Origin of the sequence: Streptomyces netropsis (assembly GCF_014203545.1) — a bacterium.
In the GTDB taxonomy this organism is placed as follows: Bacteria; Actinomycetota; Actinomycetes; order Streptomycetales; family Streptomycetaceae; genus Streptomyces; species Streptomyces netropsis.
This window is the reverse complement of sequence record NZ_JACHJG010000016.1, coordinates 75,861-92,717: the sequence shown is the minus strand read 5'-3', so window position 1 is coordinate 92,717 and position 16,857 is coordinate 75,861. Positions and strand designations below refer to the sequence as shown.

Genomic DNA, 16,857 nt, shown 5'->3' with positions numbered 1-16,857 from the left:
CCCGGGTCACCCTGCGCGTACACCGGCGTGAATTGGCCACCCCGATTCCGCAGAATCCAGAACGTCCCCGTCCCCGGCCGGTACAACGCCAGATGGTCCAGCTTGCCCGACCCGTCGAAGTCGAAGGCGAACGCCCGGTCGGCCGCCGACCGCAGGTCGTACCCTCCGATGCCCCGGCCCGGGTCACCCTGCGCGTACACCGGCGTGAATTGGCCACCCCGATTCCGCAGAATCCAGAACGTCCCCGTCCCCGGCCGGTACAACGCCAGATGATCCGACTTGCCCGAACTCTCGTAATCGAACGCGAATGCCTGGTCCGCCGGAGACTTCAGGTCATATCCCCCGATGCCCTTTCCCGGGTCGCCCTCGGAATGGACGGGGTCGAACCGGCCGCCGCGATTGCGCAGAATCCAGAACGTGCCGGTGCCGGGCCGATAGAGCGCGAGATGGTCGAGCCTGCCCGAACTCGTGTAATCGAAGGCGAAAACGCGATCCGCCGCCGACTTCAGGTCATATCCACCGATGCCCATTCCGGGGTCGCCCTCGGAAAAGACCGGGCCGAACGTCCCGCCCTCGTTCCGCAGAATCCAGAGGGTGCCCGTGCCCGGGCGGTACAGGACCAGATGGTCGAGCCTTCCCGAGCCGCTGTAGTCGAAGGCGAACGCCTGGTCCGCCGGGGACCTCAGGTCGTAGCCGCCGATGCCCGAGCCCGGATCGCCCTGCCGGTACACGGGGGTGAACCGGCCGCCCTCGTTCCGCAGGATCCAGAAGGTGCCGGTGGCGGGGCGGTAGAGCGCCAGGTGGTCGAGCCTGCCCGAACTCGCGTAGTCGAACGCGAAGGCCCGGTCCGCCGCCGACCTCAGGTCGTACCCGCCGATCCCCTGGCCGGGGTCCTCCTGCTGGAAGACGGGACGGAAGAGGCGGGTCGTGAACGAGGAGCGGGCGCCGTCGAGCGTGGCGTCCATACGGGTCTTCTGGCCCTGGGTGAACATGAACATCGCCGCGTCGTCCGTGTAGTCCATGTAATTCATGAACATGTCGCCGTTGGGGCCGTTGTTGCAGGTCACATGGGGGAACGTGGGTCGGCCGGCGTTCGGGCCGCCCTGGTTGGGGGTGTCGGCGACATGGTCCGTGCCGCTGCATCCGGTGCCGTCGTCACCCCAGATGTGGAACAGGTTGAGCCAGTGCCCGACCTCGTGCGTCGCCGTGCGGCCGAGATCGAAGGGCGCCGTGGCCGTGCCGGTGGTGCCGAAACCGGTGTGCGTGATCACCACACCGTCGGTGGCGGCCGGACCGCCGGGGAACTGCGCGTAGCCCAGCAGCCCACCCCCCAGCGGGCAGACCCACATGTTCAGATACCGGTCGGCGGGCCAGGCGTCGTGACCGCCGCGCGCGGCCGACTTGACCGCGTCGTCGGTGCCGAAGCTCGCCGTCCCGGTCCGGGTGCGGGTGATGCCGCTGGTCGGCCGGCCCGCCGGGTCGTGGGTCGCGAGGCGGAATTCGACGCCGCAGTCCGCGACGATCGACTGCCAGACACCCGGCACCCGGGCGACGTCCGGATTGAGCTTGCGGAAGTCCCGGTTGAGGACGTCGAGCTGGCCGGCGATCTGGGCGGCGCCGACGTTCTCCTCGTCGGTGCGGTGGACCACGTGGACGACCACGGGAATGCGGGTCACCCCGACCCGGGCGGCCTGCTCCCCGCCGCGCTCGTACCCGAAGGCGCGGTTCTCGACGGCGGTACGGGCGGCCGCGTAGGCGGGGTTCTCGCTGAGCAGTCTGCGATGGGCTTCCATCGTCCCGCAGAGCTGACTCCCGGCGGACCGGCTCGCGGCGTTCGGCTCCTGGCTCTCGGGCACGCTGCGCCTCCTCGAATCGCCGCGGAACGCGGCCGTGGGGGGAGATGGCGGGCCCGATACGGATTACGGTAGCCCCGCACCCCCGGGAGGGTGATGGGCATCACACAACCCGGGGCAAGTGCCATGAGGCATTCCGGATCCGGGTAAACCGGGTGATTTCAGAGGTGCGTGAGGCGCGGCGAGCCGCCCGGACCCACCGAACCGTCACCCGGAACGGCCCTCAAGATCCGCTCCTGAAACCCCCGGCCCCGGTCCGTCAGCGCAGCGGCCAGCGCGGATCGACGACCGCCTCCGGGTCTCCCTGCCGGCGCAGCCACTTCTGATAGCCCGCCGCCCACTCGCCGTACCACCCCACCTGCTCGCGGTGGAGTGCCCAGAGGTCCGCCTCCGCCACCCGCGGATACCGCTCGGCGACCGCGCAGGCGACCCGCACCGCCGCGAGCGCGTCCGCCCCGGCCTCGTGCGCGCTGTCCAGCACGACGCCGTACTCGCCGCAGACCGCCTCGAGATTGCGCTTGCCCTTGCGGTAGCGGTCGACGGCCCGGTCGATGGTGAGCGGGTCGACGACCGGACCGACTCCCCCGTCGCCGTCGTCGCCCAGCCGCTCGCCGAGCGAGGGCAGGCCGTGCCGCCGCAGCTCCGCCGCCAGCATGCTGAGGTCGAAGCAGGCGTTGTACGCGACGACGGGCACGCCCACCGACCAGTGGCCGACCAGGGCGTCCGCTATCTCGTCGACCACCTCGCGGGCGGGCCTGCCCAGCGCCGTCGCGCGCTCGCTCGTGATGCCGTGTATGGCCGCGGCCTCGGCCGGGATGGGAACTCCCGGATCCGCCAGCCACTCCCGGCGCCCCGTCGGCTCGCCGCCCTTGGCCTCGACGACGGCCGCCGTGACGATCCGCGACTCCCCCGGGTCGGTGCCCGTGGTCTCCAGGTCGAACCCGATCAACAGCTCCCGGTGCCACCCCATCGCGGCCCCCCTTCGTGGTGCTTCCCCCGACTGGTCCCCAGCGTCGCACGCCCCACTGACAATCGGCCCGCACAAGATCCGGTACCGGCCGATCCGCATCGGGCCGCCTCCCCGGGGAGGTCACCCGGGGAAGATCACGAGGTCACGACACCGGACGCGAGTCCGCCCACACACCCTCGAACTCCTCGCGGTACGTCTCGAAGAGCCCGTGCTCCTGCTCCCGTCCGTCGCGCACCACGTGCCGGCCGCCACCGCGCAGCACCAGCACCGGCGCCTCCATCCCGCGCGCCTTGCGCAGATAGGACTGCACCACCGCGAGCCCGTCCGAGCCGTCGCCGTTGACGAGATAGGCCGTGAAGCGCGGCGTCTCGTCGAAGACCCGGATCTCGAAGGCGGCGGTGTCGCGCAGCCGGTCCCGCACCCGCCGCATGTGCATGATGTTCATCTCCACGGACCGGCTCATCTCGCCCTTTTTGATGCCCAGTTCGCGCTCGCGCCGGCGGACCGCGCTGCTCGCCGGGTTGAGGAAGAGCAGCCGGGCCCGGCAGCCGGCCTCGGCCAGCCGGATGAGGCGGCGCCCCGAGTAGTTCTGGACGAGCAGGTTCAGCCCTATGCCCACCGCGTCGAGGCGGCGGGCGCTGCCGAAGAGGTCCTCCACGGGCAGCTGCCGCTGGAGCCGCACCCGGTCGGGGTGGACGCCGATGACGTCGGCGTAGCGGTCCCCCACCAGGTCTTCCACCGCGTCGATGGGCAGCCGGTCGGCGGACGGGGCACCGCCGCTGCCGCCGCCGAGGATGTTCAGCAGCCGCGCGGAGGCCCGCTCGGCCTGCGCGAGCACCGTCTCGGACAGGGCCCGGTTGCGGGAGACGACGTTGCGCGCCACCTCCAGCTCGTCCAGCGCGAGTTCGAGGTCGCGCCGGTCGTCGAGGTACGGCTCGAAGCACGGCCAGTGCTGTACGAGCAGCTCCCGCAGCTGCGGGAGGGTGAGGAAGCTGAGGACGTTGTCGTCGGCCGGGTCCAGCAGATAGCCCTTGCGGCGGCTCACCTCCCGGACCGCCGCGGCCCGCTGCACCCACTCCTGTCCGGCGGGCCCGGCGGCGGCGACGACCCACTCGTCCTCGCCGTGCACGGGCTCGTAGACAGGCCGCAGCACGGCGGCCACGACGGCGCGCAGCCGCTGCTCCACCAGATTCAGCCAGATGTAGGCCCGCCCCGCCCGCCGTGCGCGGGTGCGTACCTCGCTCCAGGCGTCGGCGTTCCAGTCCAGCTCCGCCCCGATCTCCATCGGGCGGGCCAGGGAAACCGCGCCGGGTGGCGCGTCGGTCGAACCGTCTCCCCCGGGAACGCCGTCGCCAGGGGGCAGCTCCAGTCCGCCCGAGCTCACCAGTGCACCGCCTTCCGCCCCCGTCCAACGATCAAGGCAGACTACTGTGCGGGCGGGAGGCGGTGCACCCGCTCGTTGCCAGTCGTCGGTCAACTGTCCCACCGCACGAGGCGGTTGTTTCCGGCCGTGGTGGCCGAAGTGAGCGGATTCATAGCGCGGGCCCCGGCCGTCACCCGGTTGGACGAGCCGAACGGGGCGCAAGAAGGAGGTGCCGGTCTCCTTTTGGGGAAGATCTGCGGAAAGGCCCGCTCGGCCGCGTCGGTTGGGAAAGGATTCCGGGTCGGCCTCGTACAGGAGTCCTCACGGCGCCCCATGGCGCCCGGGGATTCGCCTCGGAAGACCCTACGAAGCACCTCCGGAAGACCCCGGAAGACCCCCCGGAAGAAGTGGAAGAGTCGACTCATGCAGGTGTGGCCGGGACAGGCGTACCCCCTCGGTGCCACGTACGACGGCGCCGGCACCAACTTCGCGGTCTTCTCGGAGGCCGCCGAGCGGATCGAGTTGTGCCTGCTGCACGACGACGGTTCGGAGACGGCGGTGGAGCTGCGCGAGAGCGACGCGTTCGTCCGGCACGCCTATCTGCCGGGCATCATGCCGGGCCAGCGGTACGGCTTCCGCGCGCACGGCCCGTACGAGCCCGAGCGCGGGCACCGCTGCAATTCCGCCAAGCTGCTGCTGGACCCGTACGCCCGGGCGGTGAGCGGTGCCGTCGACTGGGGGGAGGCGGTGTACGGCTATCGCTTCGGGCGGCCCGAGAAGCGCAACGACATGGACTCGGCGCCGCACATGATGACCTCGGTGGTCGTCAACCCGTACTTCGACTGGGGCGACGACCGGCCGCCGCGCACCGACTATCACCGTACGGTCATCTATGAGGCCCATGTGAAGGGCCTGACGATGCGACACCCGGCGCTGCCGGAGGAGGTGCGCGGGACCTACGCGGCGCTGGCGCACCCGGCGGTCATCGAGCATCTGACGGAGCTGGGGGTGACGGCGATCGAGCTGATGCCGGTCCATCAGTTCGTGAACGACCACCGGCTGGTGGACGCGGGGCTGGCCAACTACTGGGGCTACAACACCATCGGTTTCTTCGCCCCGCACAACGCCTACGCGTCCTGGGGAGACCGGGGCCAGCAGGTGCTGGAGTTCAAGTCGGCGGTGCGGGCGCTGCACGCCGCGGGCATCGAGGTCATCCTCGACGTGGTCTACAACCACACCGCCGAGGGCAATCACCTCGGCCCCACCCTCTCCTTCCGCGGTCTGGACAACGCCTCGTACTACCGGCTGACGGACGACCCGCGCTACTACATGGACACCACCGGCACCGGCAATTCCCTGCTGATGCGCAGCCCGCACGTCCTCCAGCTCATCATGGACTCGCTGCGCTACTGGGTGACCGAGATGCGGGTGGACGGTTTCCGGTTCGATCTGGCGGCGACGCTGGCCCGGCAGTTCCACGAGGTGGACCGGCTGTCGTCGTTCTTCGACCTGGTGCAGCAGGATCCGGTGGTCAGCCGGGTGAAGCTGATCGCCGAGCCGTGGGACGTCGGGGAGGGCGGTTACCAGGTCGGGAATTTCCCTCCCCTGTGGGCCGAGTGGAACGGCAAGTTCCGCGACACCTCCCGGGACATGTGGCGCGGTGAGCCCGCCACGCTGGCGGAGTTCGGCTCCCGGCTGACCGGCTCCTCCGACCTCTATCAGGGGGACGGCAGGCGGCCGCTGGCCTCCGTCAACTTCGTGACGTGTCACGACGGCTTCACCCTGCACGACCTGGTCTCCTACCACCACAAGCACAACGAGGCCAACGGCGAGGACAACCGGGACGGCGAGAGCCACAACCGGTCGTGGAACTGCGGGGCCGAGGGCGAGAGCGACGACCCCGAGGTGCTGGCGCTGCGCGAGCGCCAGATGCGCAATTTCATCGCCACCCTGATGGTGTCGCAGGGGGTGCCGATGCTGAGCCACGGCGACGAGTTCGCCCGCACCCAGGGGGGCAACAACAACGCCTACTGCCAGGACTCCGAGCTGTCGTGGGTGCGCTGGCCGTACCCGGCGGACGAGACCTCCGCCCGGGCCCGGCGGATGCTGGCCTTCACGCGCGCGATGATCTGGCTCCGTCGCGACCACCCGGTCTTCCGGCGCCGCCGCTTCTTCCACGGCCGCCCGGTGCAGGGCACGCACGACGAGCTGTCGGACATCGCCTGGTTCACCCACGAGGGTGAGGAGATGCGGGACGGCGACTGGCAGGCCGCCCACGCGAAGTCGCTGACCGTCTTCCTCAACGGGGGCGCGATCTCCGAGCCGGGGCCGCGCGGCGAGCCGATCGTCGACGACTCCTTCCTGCTGATGTTCAACGCCCACGGGGAGGCGCTGGACTTCGTCGTGCCCGTGGACCACGGGAGGCAGTGGCAGGTCGTGGTCGACACCGCCCGCGAGCAGGGCGTGGAGACCAACGGGCCCAAGGTCCAGGCCGGTGACCACCTGACGCTCCTGGACCGCAGCCTGACCATCCTGCAACGTCCGGCGTAGGCAGGCTGCGCAGGACGGCCCGGCCGACCGCTGCACGCGGCCTAGTCCCTTGCGGCATCACCGCCCGTTGCGGGTACGTACGTTCCCATGACGCCCGACAGCACCGCGCCGCCCCCGACCGCCACCTACCGGCTCCAGCTCCAGCCCGGCTTCCCCTTCGCCGCGGCCCGGAAGGCCGTGCCCTACATCGCCTCGCTCGGGGTGTCGCATCTGCATCTGTCGCCGGTGCTGGAGGCGGTGCCGGGCTCCGACCACGGCTACGACGTGGTCGACCATTCAGCGGTCCGGGCGGAGCTGGGCGGTGAGGAGGGGCTGCGCGCGCTGGCCCGTACCGCCCGGGAGCACGGGCTCGGGCTGGTCCTCGACATCGTGCCGAACCACATGGCGGTGCCCGTGCCCGCGCGGCTGAACGGGCCGCTGTGGGAGGTCCTGCGGGACGGCCCGGCGTCGCCGTACGCGCGCTGGTTCGACATCGACTGGGCCGAGCACGGCGGGAAGGTGCTGCTGCCGGTGCTGGGCGGCCGGCTCGGCGAGGAGCTGGCCCATCTGCGCGTGGTGGACGGCGAGCTGCGCTGTCACGACCACGTCTTCCCGCTGCGGCCCGGCACCGAGCGGCTGCCGCTGCCGGAGCTGCTGGACGCCCAGTGGTACCGGCCCGCCTGGTGGCGGCTGGCCCGCACCGAGGTGAACTACCGGCGCTTCTTCACCATTTCCACGCTGATCGCGGTCCGCGTGGAGGACCCCGAGGTCTTCGCCGCCACCCACGCCACGGTGCTCCGGCTGCTGCGCGAGGGGGTGATCGAGGGCCTGCGGATCGACCACCCGGACGGGCTCGCGGACCCGGCCGGCTACCTCCGCCGGCTGGGGAAGGCGACGGGTGGCTGCTGGACGGTCGTCGAGAAGATCCTCAGCGGCGACGAACGGCTGCCCGCCGACTGGCCCGTGGCCGGGACGACCGGCTACGACGCCCTGCGCCACCTCGACGGCCTCTTCGTCGACCCGGAGGGCGCCGCCGCGCTGACGGCCGCGTACCGCGCCTTCACCGGCGGGCCGCCCGACCGGGGCGGCGACTGGCCGGCGACGGTGCGGCGCGCGGCCTACAAGGTCGTCACCCATGAACTCGCCGCGGAGGTCGAGCGGCTGGTCCGCACCATCGACCGGGCCCGCGACACCTCGCCCCTGCTGCGCGACCACGCCCCGTGGGCCCTGCGCACCGCCCTGCGCGAGATCCTCGTCCGGCTGCCCGTCTACCGCCCGTACGCGGTGCCCGGGGAGCCGGTGGCCCCGGTGGACGCCGCGCTGCTGGACGAGGCGGCCCAGGGCGCCCGGACGGCCTTCTCCGTGCCCGAGGAGGCGTCGGCGGTGGAGGTCGTGCGGGACGCGGCCCTCGGCCGGCTCGGGGACGGTCCGGACCACCGGGACTTCTGCGCGCGGTTCGCGCAGACCGCGTCCGCGCTGCGCGCCAAGTCGGTGGAGGACACGGCCTTCTACCGCTACGCGCCCCTGCTGTCCGCCAACGAGGTCGGCGGCACCCCGCAGCGGCCCGCGGTCTCCCCGGGCGAGTTCCACGCCTACTGCGCCCGGCTGCACCGCGACTGGCCCGCCACCGGGACGGTGCTGTCCACCCACGACACCAAGCGCAGCGCGGACGCGCGGGCGAGGATCGCGGCGCTGACGCAGTACCCGCGGCAGTGGGCCGATCTGATGGACCGGCTGGCGGCCCGGGTGCCGGCGCCGGACCCGCATGTGGCGTGGGTGGCCTGGCAGAGCGCGCTGGGTCTCGGCGGGCCGGACGGCTCCTGCACCGCCGACGCGGGGCGGCTCGTCCCCGCGGTCCTCAAGAGCGTGCGCGAGGCCGCGCTGCGCACGACGTGGACGGAGCCGGACGCGGCCTACGAACGGGCGGTGGAGGAGTTCGTCGCGACCGGCCCGTGCGGGCCGCCCCGCGCCGCGCTCGCGCCCCTGGTCCGCGAGATGGGCCCGGCGGTGCGGGCCAACGTCCTCGGTGCCGCGTTGCTGCACCTCACCATGCCGGGCGTGCCGGATCTCTACATGGGCACCGAGGGGGACTACACGGCGCTCGTCGACCCGGACAACCGCCGGGTGCCGGAGTTCCCCGACGGGCCGCTCCCCGATCCGGTCCCGGTGGTCGGCGGACTCCGGGCGGAGAAGCTGTGGCTCACCCGTACCGCGCTGCTGCTGCGGCGGGACCGTCCCGGCTGGTTCGCCGCCGAGGCCGCGTACGAGCCGCTGACCGCGCTCGGCCCGGCCGCCGAGCACTGTGTGGCATTCACCCGTTCGAGCGAGGTCGTCACCGCCGTGACCCGGCTGTCCCGCCGGCTCGCGGACGCGGGCGGCTGGCGGGACACGACGCTGGTGCTGCCCGGCGGCGGCCGGTGGCGCGAGCTGCTGACCGATCGGGCGTACGAGGGCGGGGCGCCGCTGTCGGAGCTACTGGACCGCTACCCCGTGGCGCTGCTGGTGAGGGCCTGAGCGGTGGCCGGGAAGGCCAGCTCCTGGCTGAGGCGCACGAAGGCGGCGGCGATCCCGGTGAGTTCCACCCGGGACCAGGCGGTCTGTTCACGGCGCCAGGGCGGGTCGACGCGGACGACCGCCGCGTCGGTGACGTCCCGGGCGAGGTGCAGGGGCGCGGCGACGAGGCCCACGCCGGCCACCGCCATCCGGACGGCCGTGGAGGAGTGCGCGGTCCACACGCCCGTACGGGGTGCGAAGCCGCTCCGCTCGCAGACCCAGTCCAGCCAGCGCTGTCCCTGCACCACCGGTTCGAGGGCGCAGCGCACCCATACGCGGTCCGCCAGTTCCGTCAGCCGCACCGGTTCCGCGCGGACCGCGAGCGGGTCGTCGGCCGAGGTGATCAGCATGATCTCCTCGTGGCCGAGCGGGACCACGGGACCGGGCCAGTCCTCCGGCCGGGGGCCGACGGCGATGTCGGCCACGCCGCGCTCCATGTGATCGCGCAGTTCCTCGGTGGTGGCGTATTCATGGAGGTGCAGCAGGACTGCGGGGTACTCGCGCCGCCAGCGGGCGAAGACGGGCGGCAGCACGCCGACCGCGAGCGCGTGCAGTGTCGCGATGTGCAGCTCGCCGCCCGCCGCCCCGGCCGCGGCCTTCGCCGCGCGGCGGGCCTGTTCGGCGCTGCGCACCGCCAGTTCGGCGTGCGGCAGGAAGGCGCGGCCCATGGGCGTGAGCCCGATGCCGCGCGAGCGCCGCTCCAGCAGCGGGCCGCCGACCTCCCGCTCCAGTGCCTTGATCTGGTGGGAGAGCGCGGACTGGGTGACGTTGAGCGCCTCGGCGGCCCGGGTGAAGGACTCCTCCCCCACCACCGCGACCAGGTACTCCATCTGTCGCAGACTCAACGGGACTCCTCTCGGGGCTGTGGGCAGCCGCTATGAACGACTGTCATCGATTCGATCGAAAGATTGCGTTGGACTCATGATCGCTCGCGGCGCAGGCTGACGTCATGCATGAAACAGATGTCTTCGTCATCGGTGGCGGCACCGGCGGGTACGGCACCGCGCTGCGCGCCGCCGCGCTCGGGCTCGATGTCGTCCTCGCGGAACGCGATCTGGTGGGCGGTACCTGTCTGCACCGCGGCTGCATCCCGAGCAAGGCGATGCTGCACGCGGCGGAGCTGGTGGACGGGATCGCCGAGGCGCGGGAGCGGTGGGGGGTGAAGGCGACGCTCGACTCCGTCGACTGGTCCGCGCTGACCGCCACCCGCGACGACATCGTCTCCCGCAACCACAAGGGCGTGGAGGGTCACCTGTCCCACGCGCGGGTGCGCGTGGTGCGCGGTTCCGCCTCGCTGACGGGCGCCCGCGGCGTCCGGATCGACTCGGGTGCCGAGGCGGGCACCGAGTGGACCGTGCGGCGCGGCATCGTGCTCGCCACGGGTTCGCGGCCGCGCACGCTGCCGGGGCTGGAGCCGGACGGCGAGCGGGTCGTCACCAGTGACGACGCGTTGTTCGCACCGGGTCTGCCCGGCTCGGTGCTGGTGCTGGGCGGCGGCGCGATCGGCGTCGAGTACGCCTCCATGCACCGGTCGATGGGTGCCGGGGTGACGCTGGTGGAGGCGGCCGACCGGCTGCTGCCGCTGGAGGACGCCGACGTGAGCCGGCATCTGACCCGGGGGCTGAAGAAGCGCGGCATCGACGTCCAGGTGGGCGCGCGGCTGGAGGACGCGCGGCCGTACGAGGGCGGGGTGCGGGCCACCGTCCGCACCGCGCGCGGGGAGTTCCGCGTCGTGGAGGCCGAGCGGCTGCTGGTGGCCGTGGGCCGGGTGCCGGTCACCGACGGGCTGGGGCTGGCGGCCGCCGGACTGGCCACGGACGCGCGGGGGTTCGTCGCTCCGGCCGACTGGGCGCGCCTGGAGACGTCCGTGCCCGGCATCCATGTGGTCGGCGATCTGCTGCCGCCGCCGTCCCTGGGGCTGGCGCACGCGTCCTTCGCCGAGGGGCTGGTGGTCGCGGAGACCCTCGCGGGCGGGGCGCCACGGCCGGTCGACTACGCCGCCGTGCCGCGGGTCACCTACTCCAGCCCGCAGACGGCGTCCGTGGGACTGTCCGAGGCCGAGGCGCGGGAGCGGGGCCACGAAGTGGAGGTCAATTCCATGCCTCTGACGGCGGTCGCCAAGGGCATGGTGCACGGGCAGGGCGGGATGGTGAAGGTCGTCACGGAGGCGGGGGCGACGACCGGGGGCGGGGGCCGGGTGCTGGGCGTGCACCTGGTGGGCCCGCACGTCTCGGAGATGATCGCGGAGAGCCAGCTGATCGTCGGCTGGGACGCCGAGGCCGTCGACGTGGCCCAGCACGTCCACCCGCATCCGACGCTCTCGGAGGCGGTCGGCGAGGTGTTCCTGTCCCTGGCCGGCCGGGGGCTGCACCAGCAGTAAGGACGGCGGGCGGGAAAAGCGTTGGACGCCTGGGTGATCATCTCCTAGCGTTCCGGGGCCGCCGACCGGAAGTAGGACCTCAATGACCGAGCTGGTCATCCGTGCGCTCACCGAGAACGACACCGCTCTCTTCACGTCCCTGCCCGACCCCGGCCTCGTCGGCCGGGCAGCCTTCGGCCACACCTATGCGCCCGTCCACGAGGGCGGTGAGTACCGCCCCGACTGGACCTGGGTCGCGCTGCGCGACGGCAAGGTCGTGGCGCGCGCCGCCTGGTGGGGCGGGTCCGGCGACGAGACGCCGAAGGCCCTCGACTGGTTCGACTTCGCCGAGGGCGAGGACGAGGCCGCGGTCCGGCTGCTGCGCACGGCGCCGCTGCGGACCGAGTACTCCTTGCTGGCGCCGCCCGGGTGGCGGGACCGGCCGGAGACCCGGGCGGCCGGCGAGGCCCGGATCGCCGCGGCCGAGGCCGCCGGCCTGCGCCACCTGGTCGACCGCTTCCGCTACGAGTGGACGACCGCCTGCGGGCTGCCGGAGCGGCCCGGGCGGCTCACGTTCCGGGCCGAGCCCGACGACGCGGTGATACGGGATGTGGTGCGCCGTACGCATCAGGGCACCCTCGACGCCCACGACCGGCGGAACATCGCCGAGCTCGGGCCGGACGCGGCCGTCGACGAGTTCATGGGCTTCCTCGAGTGGCTGCCCTCGCCGCGCGCGTGGTGGAAGCTCGCCTACACCGACGGCGAGCCGGTCGGCATCCAGGTGCCCGCGCACAACCCCGTGGGGCCGTGCGTGGGGTACATCGGGGTCCTGCCGGAGCAGCGCGGCCACGGCTACGCGTACGACCTCCTCGTGGAGTGCACCCACGACCTGGTCGCCGAGGGCGCGACGTGGATCGCTGCGGCCACCGACCAGGGCAACCATCCGATGGCGGCCAATTTCGCGAAGGCGGGCTACCCGATCACCCAGGAGCGCGTCGACCTCGTTCCGCCGCAGTCCGACTGACTCCACCTCAGCTGACTGCCCGCCACGTGACGGGCGGGCAGCGGGCATCCGAACGGCCCGGGCCGGGCACCATGAACAGCACCGTCGTCGAGAGGAGCCGGCTGTGCTGTTCGAGGTGTGGGCGCCGAACGCCGGACGGGTGGTGCTGCGCGCGGCGGACCGCGAGCACCCCATGGAGCGCGATCCGGCCCGCGCGGGCTGGTGGCGGTGCGCGGCACCCGCGGCCGCCGGGGACCGCTACGGCTTCGCGCTCGACGGCGGGCCCGTACTGCCCGACCCGCGCTCCCGCCGCCAGCCGGACGGACCCGACGGGCTCAGCGCGGTCGTCGATCCGGCCGTCTTCGACCAGCGGCCGTGGGCGGGCCGCGCGCTGCCCGGCGCGGTCCTCTACGAGCTGCACATCGGCACGTTCACCCCCGAGGGCACCTTCGACGCGGCCGCCGAACGGCTGCCGCACCTGGCCGACTTGGGCATCACCCATGTGGAACTCATGCCCGTGTGCCCGTTCCCGGGCACGCACGGCTGGGGGTACGAGGGGGTGTCCCTCTGGGCCGTCCACGAGCCCTACGGCGGCCCGGCGGGCCTGCGGCGCTTCGTGGACGCGGCCCACACGCTGGGCCTCGGCGTCGTCCTCGACGTCGTGCACAACCACCTGGGCCCGTCCGGCAACCACCTGCCCGCCTTCGGGCCGTACTTCACCGACACCCACCACACGCCGTGGGGCGCGGCCGTCAACCTCGACGCCCCCGGCTCCGCCGAGGTCCGGGCGTTCCTGATCGGCAGCGCCCTGGCCTGGCTGCGCGACTACGGGCTCGACGGGCTGCGGCTGGACGCGGTGCACGCGCTGATCGACACCGGGCCGAAGCACTTCCTCGCCGAGTTGTCGGCCGCGGTCGACGCGCTGGCCGGGCGGTCGGGGCGGCCGCTCTTCCTCATCGCCGAGTCCGACCTCAACGACCCGGCCACGACCACCGCGCGCGAAGCGGGCGGCACGGGGATCCACGCCCAGTGGAACGACGACTTCCACCATGCGCTGCACACGGCCCTGACGGGCGAGTCGCAGGGGTACTACGCGGACTTCGCCGCCGACCCGGCGCACGCCCTCACCAAGACGCTGCGCGGCGGCTTCTTCCACGACGGCACGTACTCCGCCTTCCGCTCCCGCCCCCACGGACGCCCCCTCGATCCGCGCACCACACCCGCGTACCGGCTCCTCGGCTACGCCCAGACGCACGACCAGGTGGGCAACCGGGCCCTGGGCGACCGGCTTTCGGCGCGGCTGTCCCCCGGGCTGCTCGCCTGCGCGGCCGCGCTCGTGCTGTGCGCGCCCTTCACGCCGATGCTGTTCATGGGAGAGGAGTGGGGGGCCCGTACGCCCTGGCAGTTCTTCACCGACCACACGGACCCGGCCCTCGCCGAGGCCGTCCGCGCGGGCCGGCGGCGCGAGTTCGCCGCGCACGGCTGGGCGGCCGACGACATCCCCGACCCGCAGGACCCCGCCACCCGGGACCGCTCCTGCCTCGACTGGACGGAGCCGGACCGCGCGCCGCACGCGGCACTGCTCGACTGGTACCGGCGGCTGATCGCCCTGCGCCGGACCGAGCCGGCCCTCGGCGATCCCCGGTGGGAGTACGGCGCGCTCTTCGCCGGCGACGATCGCACGGTCCACTTCCGGCGCGGCCCCCTGCACCTCGCGGTCAATCTCTCCGACCGGCCCGTCGCGCTGGACCTGGGCCGCGACGCGGCGGGCGCGGAGACCGCCCTGACCTGGCGTCCGGTCGGGCCACCGGACAGGGACGGCGTGCTGCGGCTGCCGCCCGAGACGGCCGCCGTGCTGCGCTCGGGACGCGCTGTTGCGGAGCCCGACGAACGGGCAGACGCTTGAAGTGGCGCGACCGCGCCTTCGCGAGCGCTGCCGAGACGCCATGCGCGGGTGCGCCGCCCAAGGAGTGAGGGCCATGCGCATGCTAGTGGAGGCCCGGCTGGACACCCGCGCGGGGAACGAGGCCATCAAGAACGGAAAGCTGCCGAAGGTACTGCAAGAGGTCATGGGCGCCGTCCACCCCGAAGCCGCCTACTTCGCCCCGATGGACGGCGGGCGCGCCTGCATGATGGTCTTCGACATGCAGGACTCCTCGCAGATGCCCCCGATCCTCGAAGCCTTCTTCACCGAGCTGGAGGCGGAGGTCCACATCCAGCCGGTGATGAACTACGAGGATCTCCAGAAGGGCCTGGCCGCCGCAGGCAGGATCTGACGTCAAGGCCCCTCGGCCGTCGGTTCAGCCCTCGGCCGGCTCCAGCCGCAGCGAGATCGAGTTGATGCAGTACCGCTGGTCGGTCGGGGTGGGGTAGCCCTCGCCCTCGAAGACGTGGCCGAGGTGGGACCCGCACCGCGCGCAGCGCACCTCGGTGCGGGTCATGCCGTGCGAGCGGTCCTCGATCAGCTCGACGGCGGAGGAGTCCTTCGGGTCGTAGAAGCTCGGCCAGCCGCAGTGGCTCTCGAACTTCTCGGTGGAGCGGAACAGCTCCGCGCCACAGGCCCGGCAGGAGTAGACCCCCGCCGTCTTCGTATCGGTGTACTCACCGCGAAAGGCGGGCTCGGTGCCGGCCTGGCGGAGCACCTGGTACTCCGCGGGGGTCAGCTCCGCACGCCACTGCTCGTCCGGCTTCTCGACCTCGTACGACATCTCGCGCGCCTTTCGGTGAGGACGGGTCATTCCCGGTCACGCTCTCGCGACCGGGGGTCAGCTCTCCAGGCGGGCCAGGATCTTCGGACCGAGGTCCGTCACATCACCGGCGCCCATGGTCAGAACGAGATCACCGGGCCGGGCCATTCCCGCGATCACGTCGGCGACGGCCGCCATGTCGTGCTCGGCGCGCACGTCCGCGCCCGCGGCCCGCGCCGCGTCGATGATCAGGGTGCTGGTGACGCCGGGGATCGGCTCCTCGCGCGCCGGGTAGATGTCGAGGACCACGGACGCGTCCGCGAGGGCCAGCGCCTGTCCCATCTCGGTGCCCAGCTCCTGGGTGCGGCTGAAGAGGTGCGGCTGGAAGACCACGAGCAGGCGCGCGTCGGTGGCGGCGCCGCGGATGGCCTCCAGGTCCGCCGTCATCTCGGTGGGGTGGTGGGCGTAGGAGTCGATGACCTGCACGCCCTTCGCCTCGCCCTTGAGCTGGAGGCGGCGCTTGACGCCGGTGTACTTGCCGAGCGCGGAGGCGAGGTTGTGCAGCGGCAGACCGAGCGCGACGCCCGCGGCGAGGGCCGCGACGGCGTTGTGCGCGTAGTGGCGGCCGGGGACGGAGACGGCGAAGGTGAGCACCTTGCCGTTGATGACGACGGTGACCTCGCTGGTCAGGCCGCGCGGGTTGACCTTGAGGACCCGTACGTCCGCGTCCTCGGCCTCGCCGTAGGTGACGACCTCGATGTCCTCGCGGGCCGTGTTCCGGGCGAGCCGCTCGGTGAGCTCGCGGGCGCCCGCCTGGTCGGCGGCGATGACGAGGGTGCCGCCGGGGCGGAGGCGGCCGACGAAGGTCTCGAACGACTCGTAGATCTCGTCCATCGACGCGTAGTTCGCGTGGTGGTCGAGCTCCACGTTGAGGATGATGGCGACCTCGGGCGCGTACTTGTGGAAGCTGCGGTCGCTCTCGTCCGCCTCGGCGACGAAGATCTCGCCGGCGCCGTGCCGGGCGTTGGAGCCCGGGGCGTCGAGGTCGCCGCCGATGGCGTACGAGGGGTCGAGGCCGAGGGCGTCGAGGGAGACCGCGAGCATCGAGGTCGTGGTCGTCTTGCCGTGCGTACCGGCGACGGCGATCGGGCGCAGGCCCTCCATCAGCCCGGCGAGCGCGTCCGAGCGGTGCACGACGGGGATGCCGCGCTCGGCGGCGGCCGCCAGCTCGGGGTTGTCGGCGCGGATGGCGCTGGAGACGACGACGCAGGTGGCGTCCTCGGCCAGGTGCCCGGCGGCGTGCCCGATGTGCACGGTCGCCCCCAGGGCGCGGAGCGCCTCGGCGGTGGCGGAGTCCTTCGCGTCGCTGCCCGCGACGCGCGCGCCGCGCTGCGTGAGGATCTTCGCGATGCCCGACATGCCGGCGCCGCCGATGCCGATGAAGTGCGGTCGGTCCATCGTCGTGGGGACGGCCGGTGCCATGTGCGGTGCTCCCTGGGATCGGAAATAGGTACCTGCGTTTGCGCACCGATTCTTGCAC

The 16,857-nt window shown here is 72.8% G+C and carries 12 protein-coding genes; 6 read left to right on the top strand and 6 right to left on the bottom strand.

The features are described 5' to 3' along the window. The 3 genes from FHS38_RS29895 to FHS38_RS29885 form a co-directional block, all read right to left on the bottom strand. Window positions 1–1,856 (bottom strand): zinc metalloprotease (locus tag FHS38_RS29895; protein ID WP_311775300.1); only part of this gene is annotated, 1,856 nt, incomplete at its 3' end. Window positions 1,857–2,112: 256 nt separating this feature from the next. Continuing rightward, window positions 2,113–2,823: an exonuclease domain-containing protein gene (locus FHS38_RS29890; RefSeq protein WP_184738856.1), complete on the bottom strand. Its 711-nt coding sequence runs from the start codon at window positions 2,821–2,823 to the stop codon at window positions 2,113–2,115. A gap of 142 nt (window positions 2,824–2,965) precedes the next feature. After that, window positions 2,966–4,207, bottom strand: a complete 1,242-nt coding sequence (locus FHS38_RS29885) for a DUF5919 domain-containing protein (RefSeq protein ID WP_184738854.1) — start codon at window positions 4,205–4,207, stop codon at window positions 2,966–2,968. A 402-nt stretch (window positions 4,208–4,609) separates the two neighbouring features. Here FHS38_RS29885 and glgX point away from each other — a divergent pair, with 402 nt between their 5' ends. Next, entirely contained in the window at window positions 4,610–6,736 is a 2,127-nt protein-coding gene (glgX, locus tag FHS38_RS29880; protein ID WP_184738852.1) for a glycogen debranching protein GlgX, read from the top strand. 87 nt (window positions 6,737–6,823) lie between these two features. Further along, on the top strand, window positions 6,824–9,229 hold the full coding sequence (treY, locus tag FHS38_RS29875; RefSeq protein ID WP_184738849.1) for a malto-oligosyltrehalose synthase: 2,406 nt from the start codon (window positions 6,824–6,826) through the stop codon (window positions 9,227–9,229). Here the strand turns inward: treY and FHS38_RS29870 are convergent. Then, on the bottom strand, window positions 9,199–10,113 hold the full coding sequence (locus FHS38_RS29870; protein ID WP_229822811.1) for a LysR family transcriptional regulator: 915 nt from the start codon (window positions 10,111–10,113) through the stop codon (window positions 9,199–9,201). The genes treY and FHS38_RS29870 overlap by 31 nt on opposite strands. Before the next feature lie 104 nt (window positions 10,114–10,217). Between FHS38_RS29870 and lpdA the strand changes: the two genes are divergently transcribed. The 4 genes from lpdA (at window position 10,218) to FHS38_RS29850 (ending at window position 14,906) form a co-directional block, all read left to right on the top strand. After that, window positions 10,218–11,648, top strand: a complete 1,431-nt coding sequence (gene lpdA / locus FHS38_RS29865; RefSeq protein WP_184738847.1) for a dihydrolipoyl dehydrogenase — start codon at window positions 10,218–10,220, stop codon at window positions 11,646–11,648. An 82-nt stretch (window positions 11,649–11,730) separates the two neighbouring features. After that, entirely contained in the window at window positions 11,731–12,651 is a 921-nt protein-coding gene (locus FHS38_RS29860; protein WP_184738845.1) for a GNAT family N-acetyltransferase, read from the top strand. A gap of 103 nt (window positions 12,652–12,754) precedes the next feature. Next, window positions 12,755–14,536 (top strand): malto-oligosyltrehalose trehalohydrolase, encoded by a 1,782-nt coding sequence (treZ, locus tag FHS38_RS29855; protein ID WP_184738843.1) that lies wholly within the window; start codon window positions 12,755–12,757, stop codon window positions 14,534–14,536. A 73-nt stretch (window positions 14,537–14,609) separates the two neighbouring features. Continuing rightward, window positions 14,610–14,906, top strand: coding sequence for a hypothetical protein (locus tag FHS38_RS29850; RefSeq protein ID WP_184738841.1), 297 nt, complete (start codon window positions 14,610–14,612; stop codon window positions 14,904–14,906). A 24-nt stretch (window positions 14,907–14,930) separates the two neighbouring features. On the opposite strand, the gene msrB is transcribed toward FHS38_RS29850, so the two are convergent. Both msrB and murC read right to left on the bottom strand, forming a co-directional pair. Next, a complete protein-coding gene (gene msrB, locus FHS38_RS29845; RefSeq protein ID WP_184738839.1) occupies window positions 14,931–15,338 on the bottom strand; it encodes a peptide-methionine (R)-S-oxide reductase MsrB in 408 nt (135 codons plus the stop codon). A gap of 57 nt (window positions 15,339–15,395) precedes the next feature. Further along, window positions 15,396–16,799 (bottom strand): UDP-N-acetylmuramate--L-alanine ligase, encoded by a 1,404-nt coding sequence (gene murC, locus FHS38_RS29840; RefSeq protein WP_184738837.1) that lies wholly within the window; start codon window positions 16,797–16,799, stop codon window positions 15,396–15,398. Window positions 16,800–16,857 lie beyond the last annotated feature (58 nt).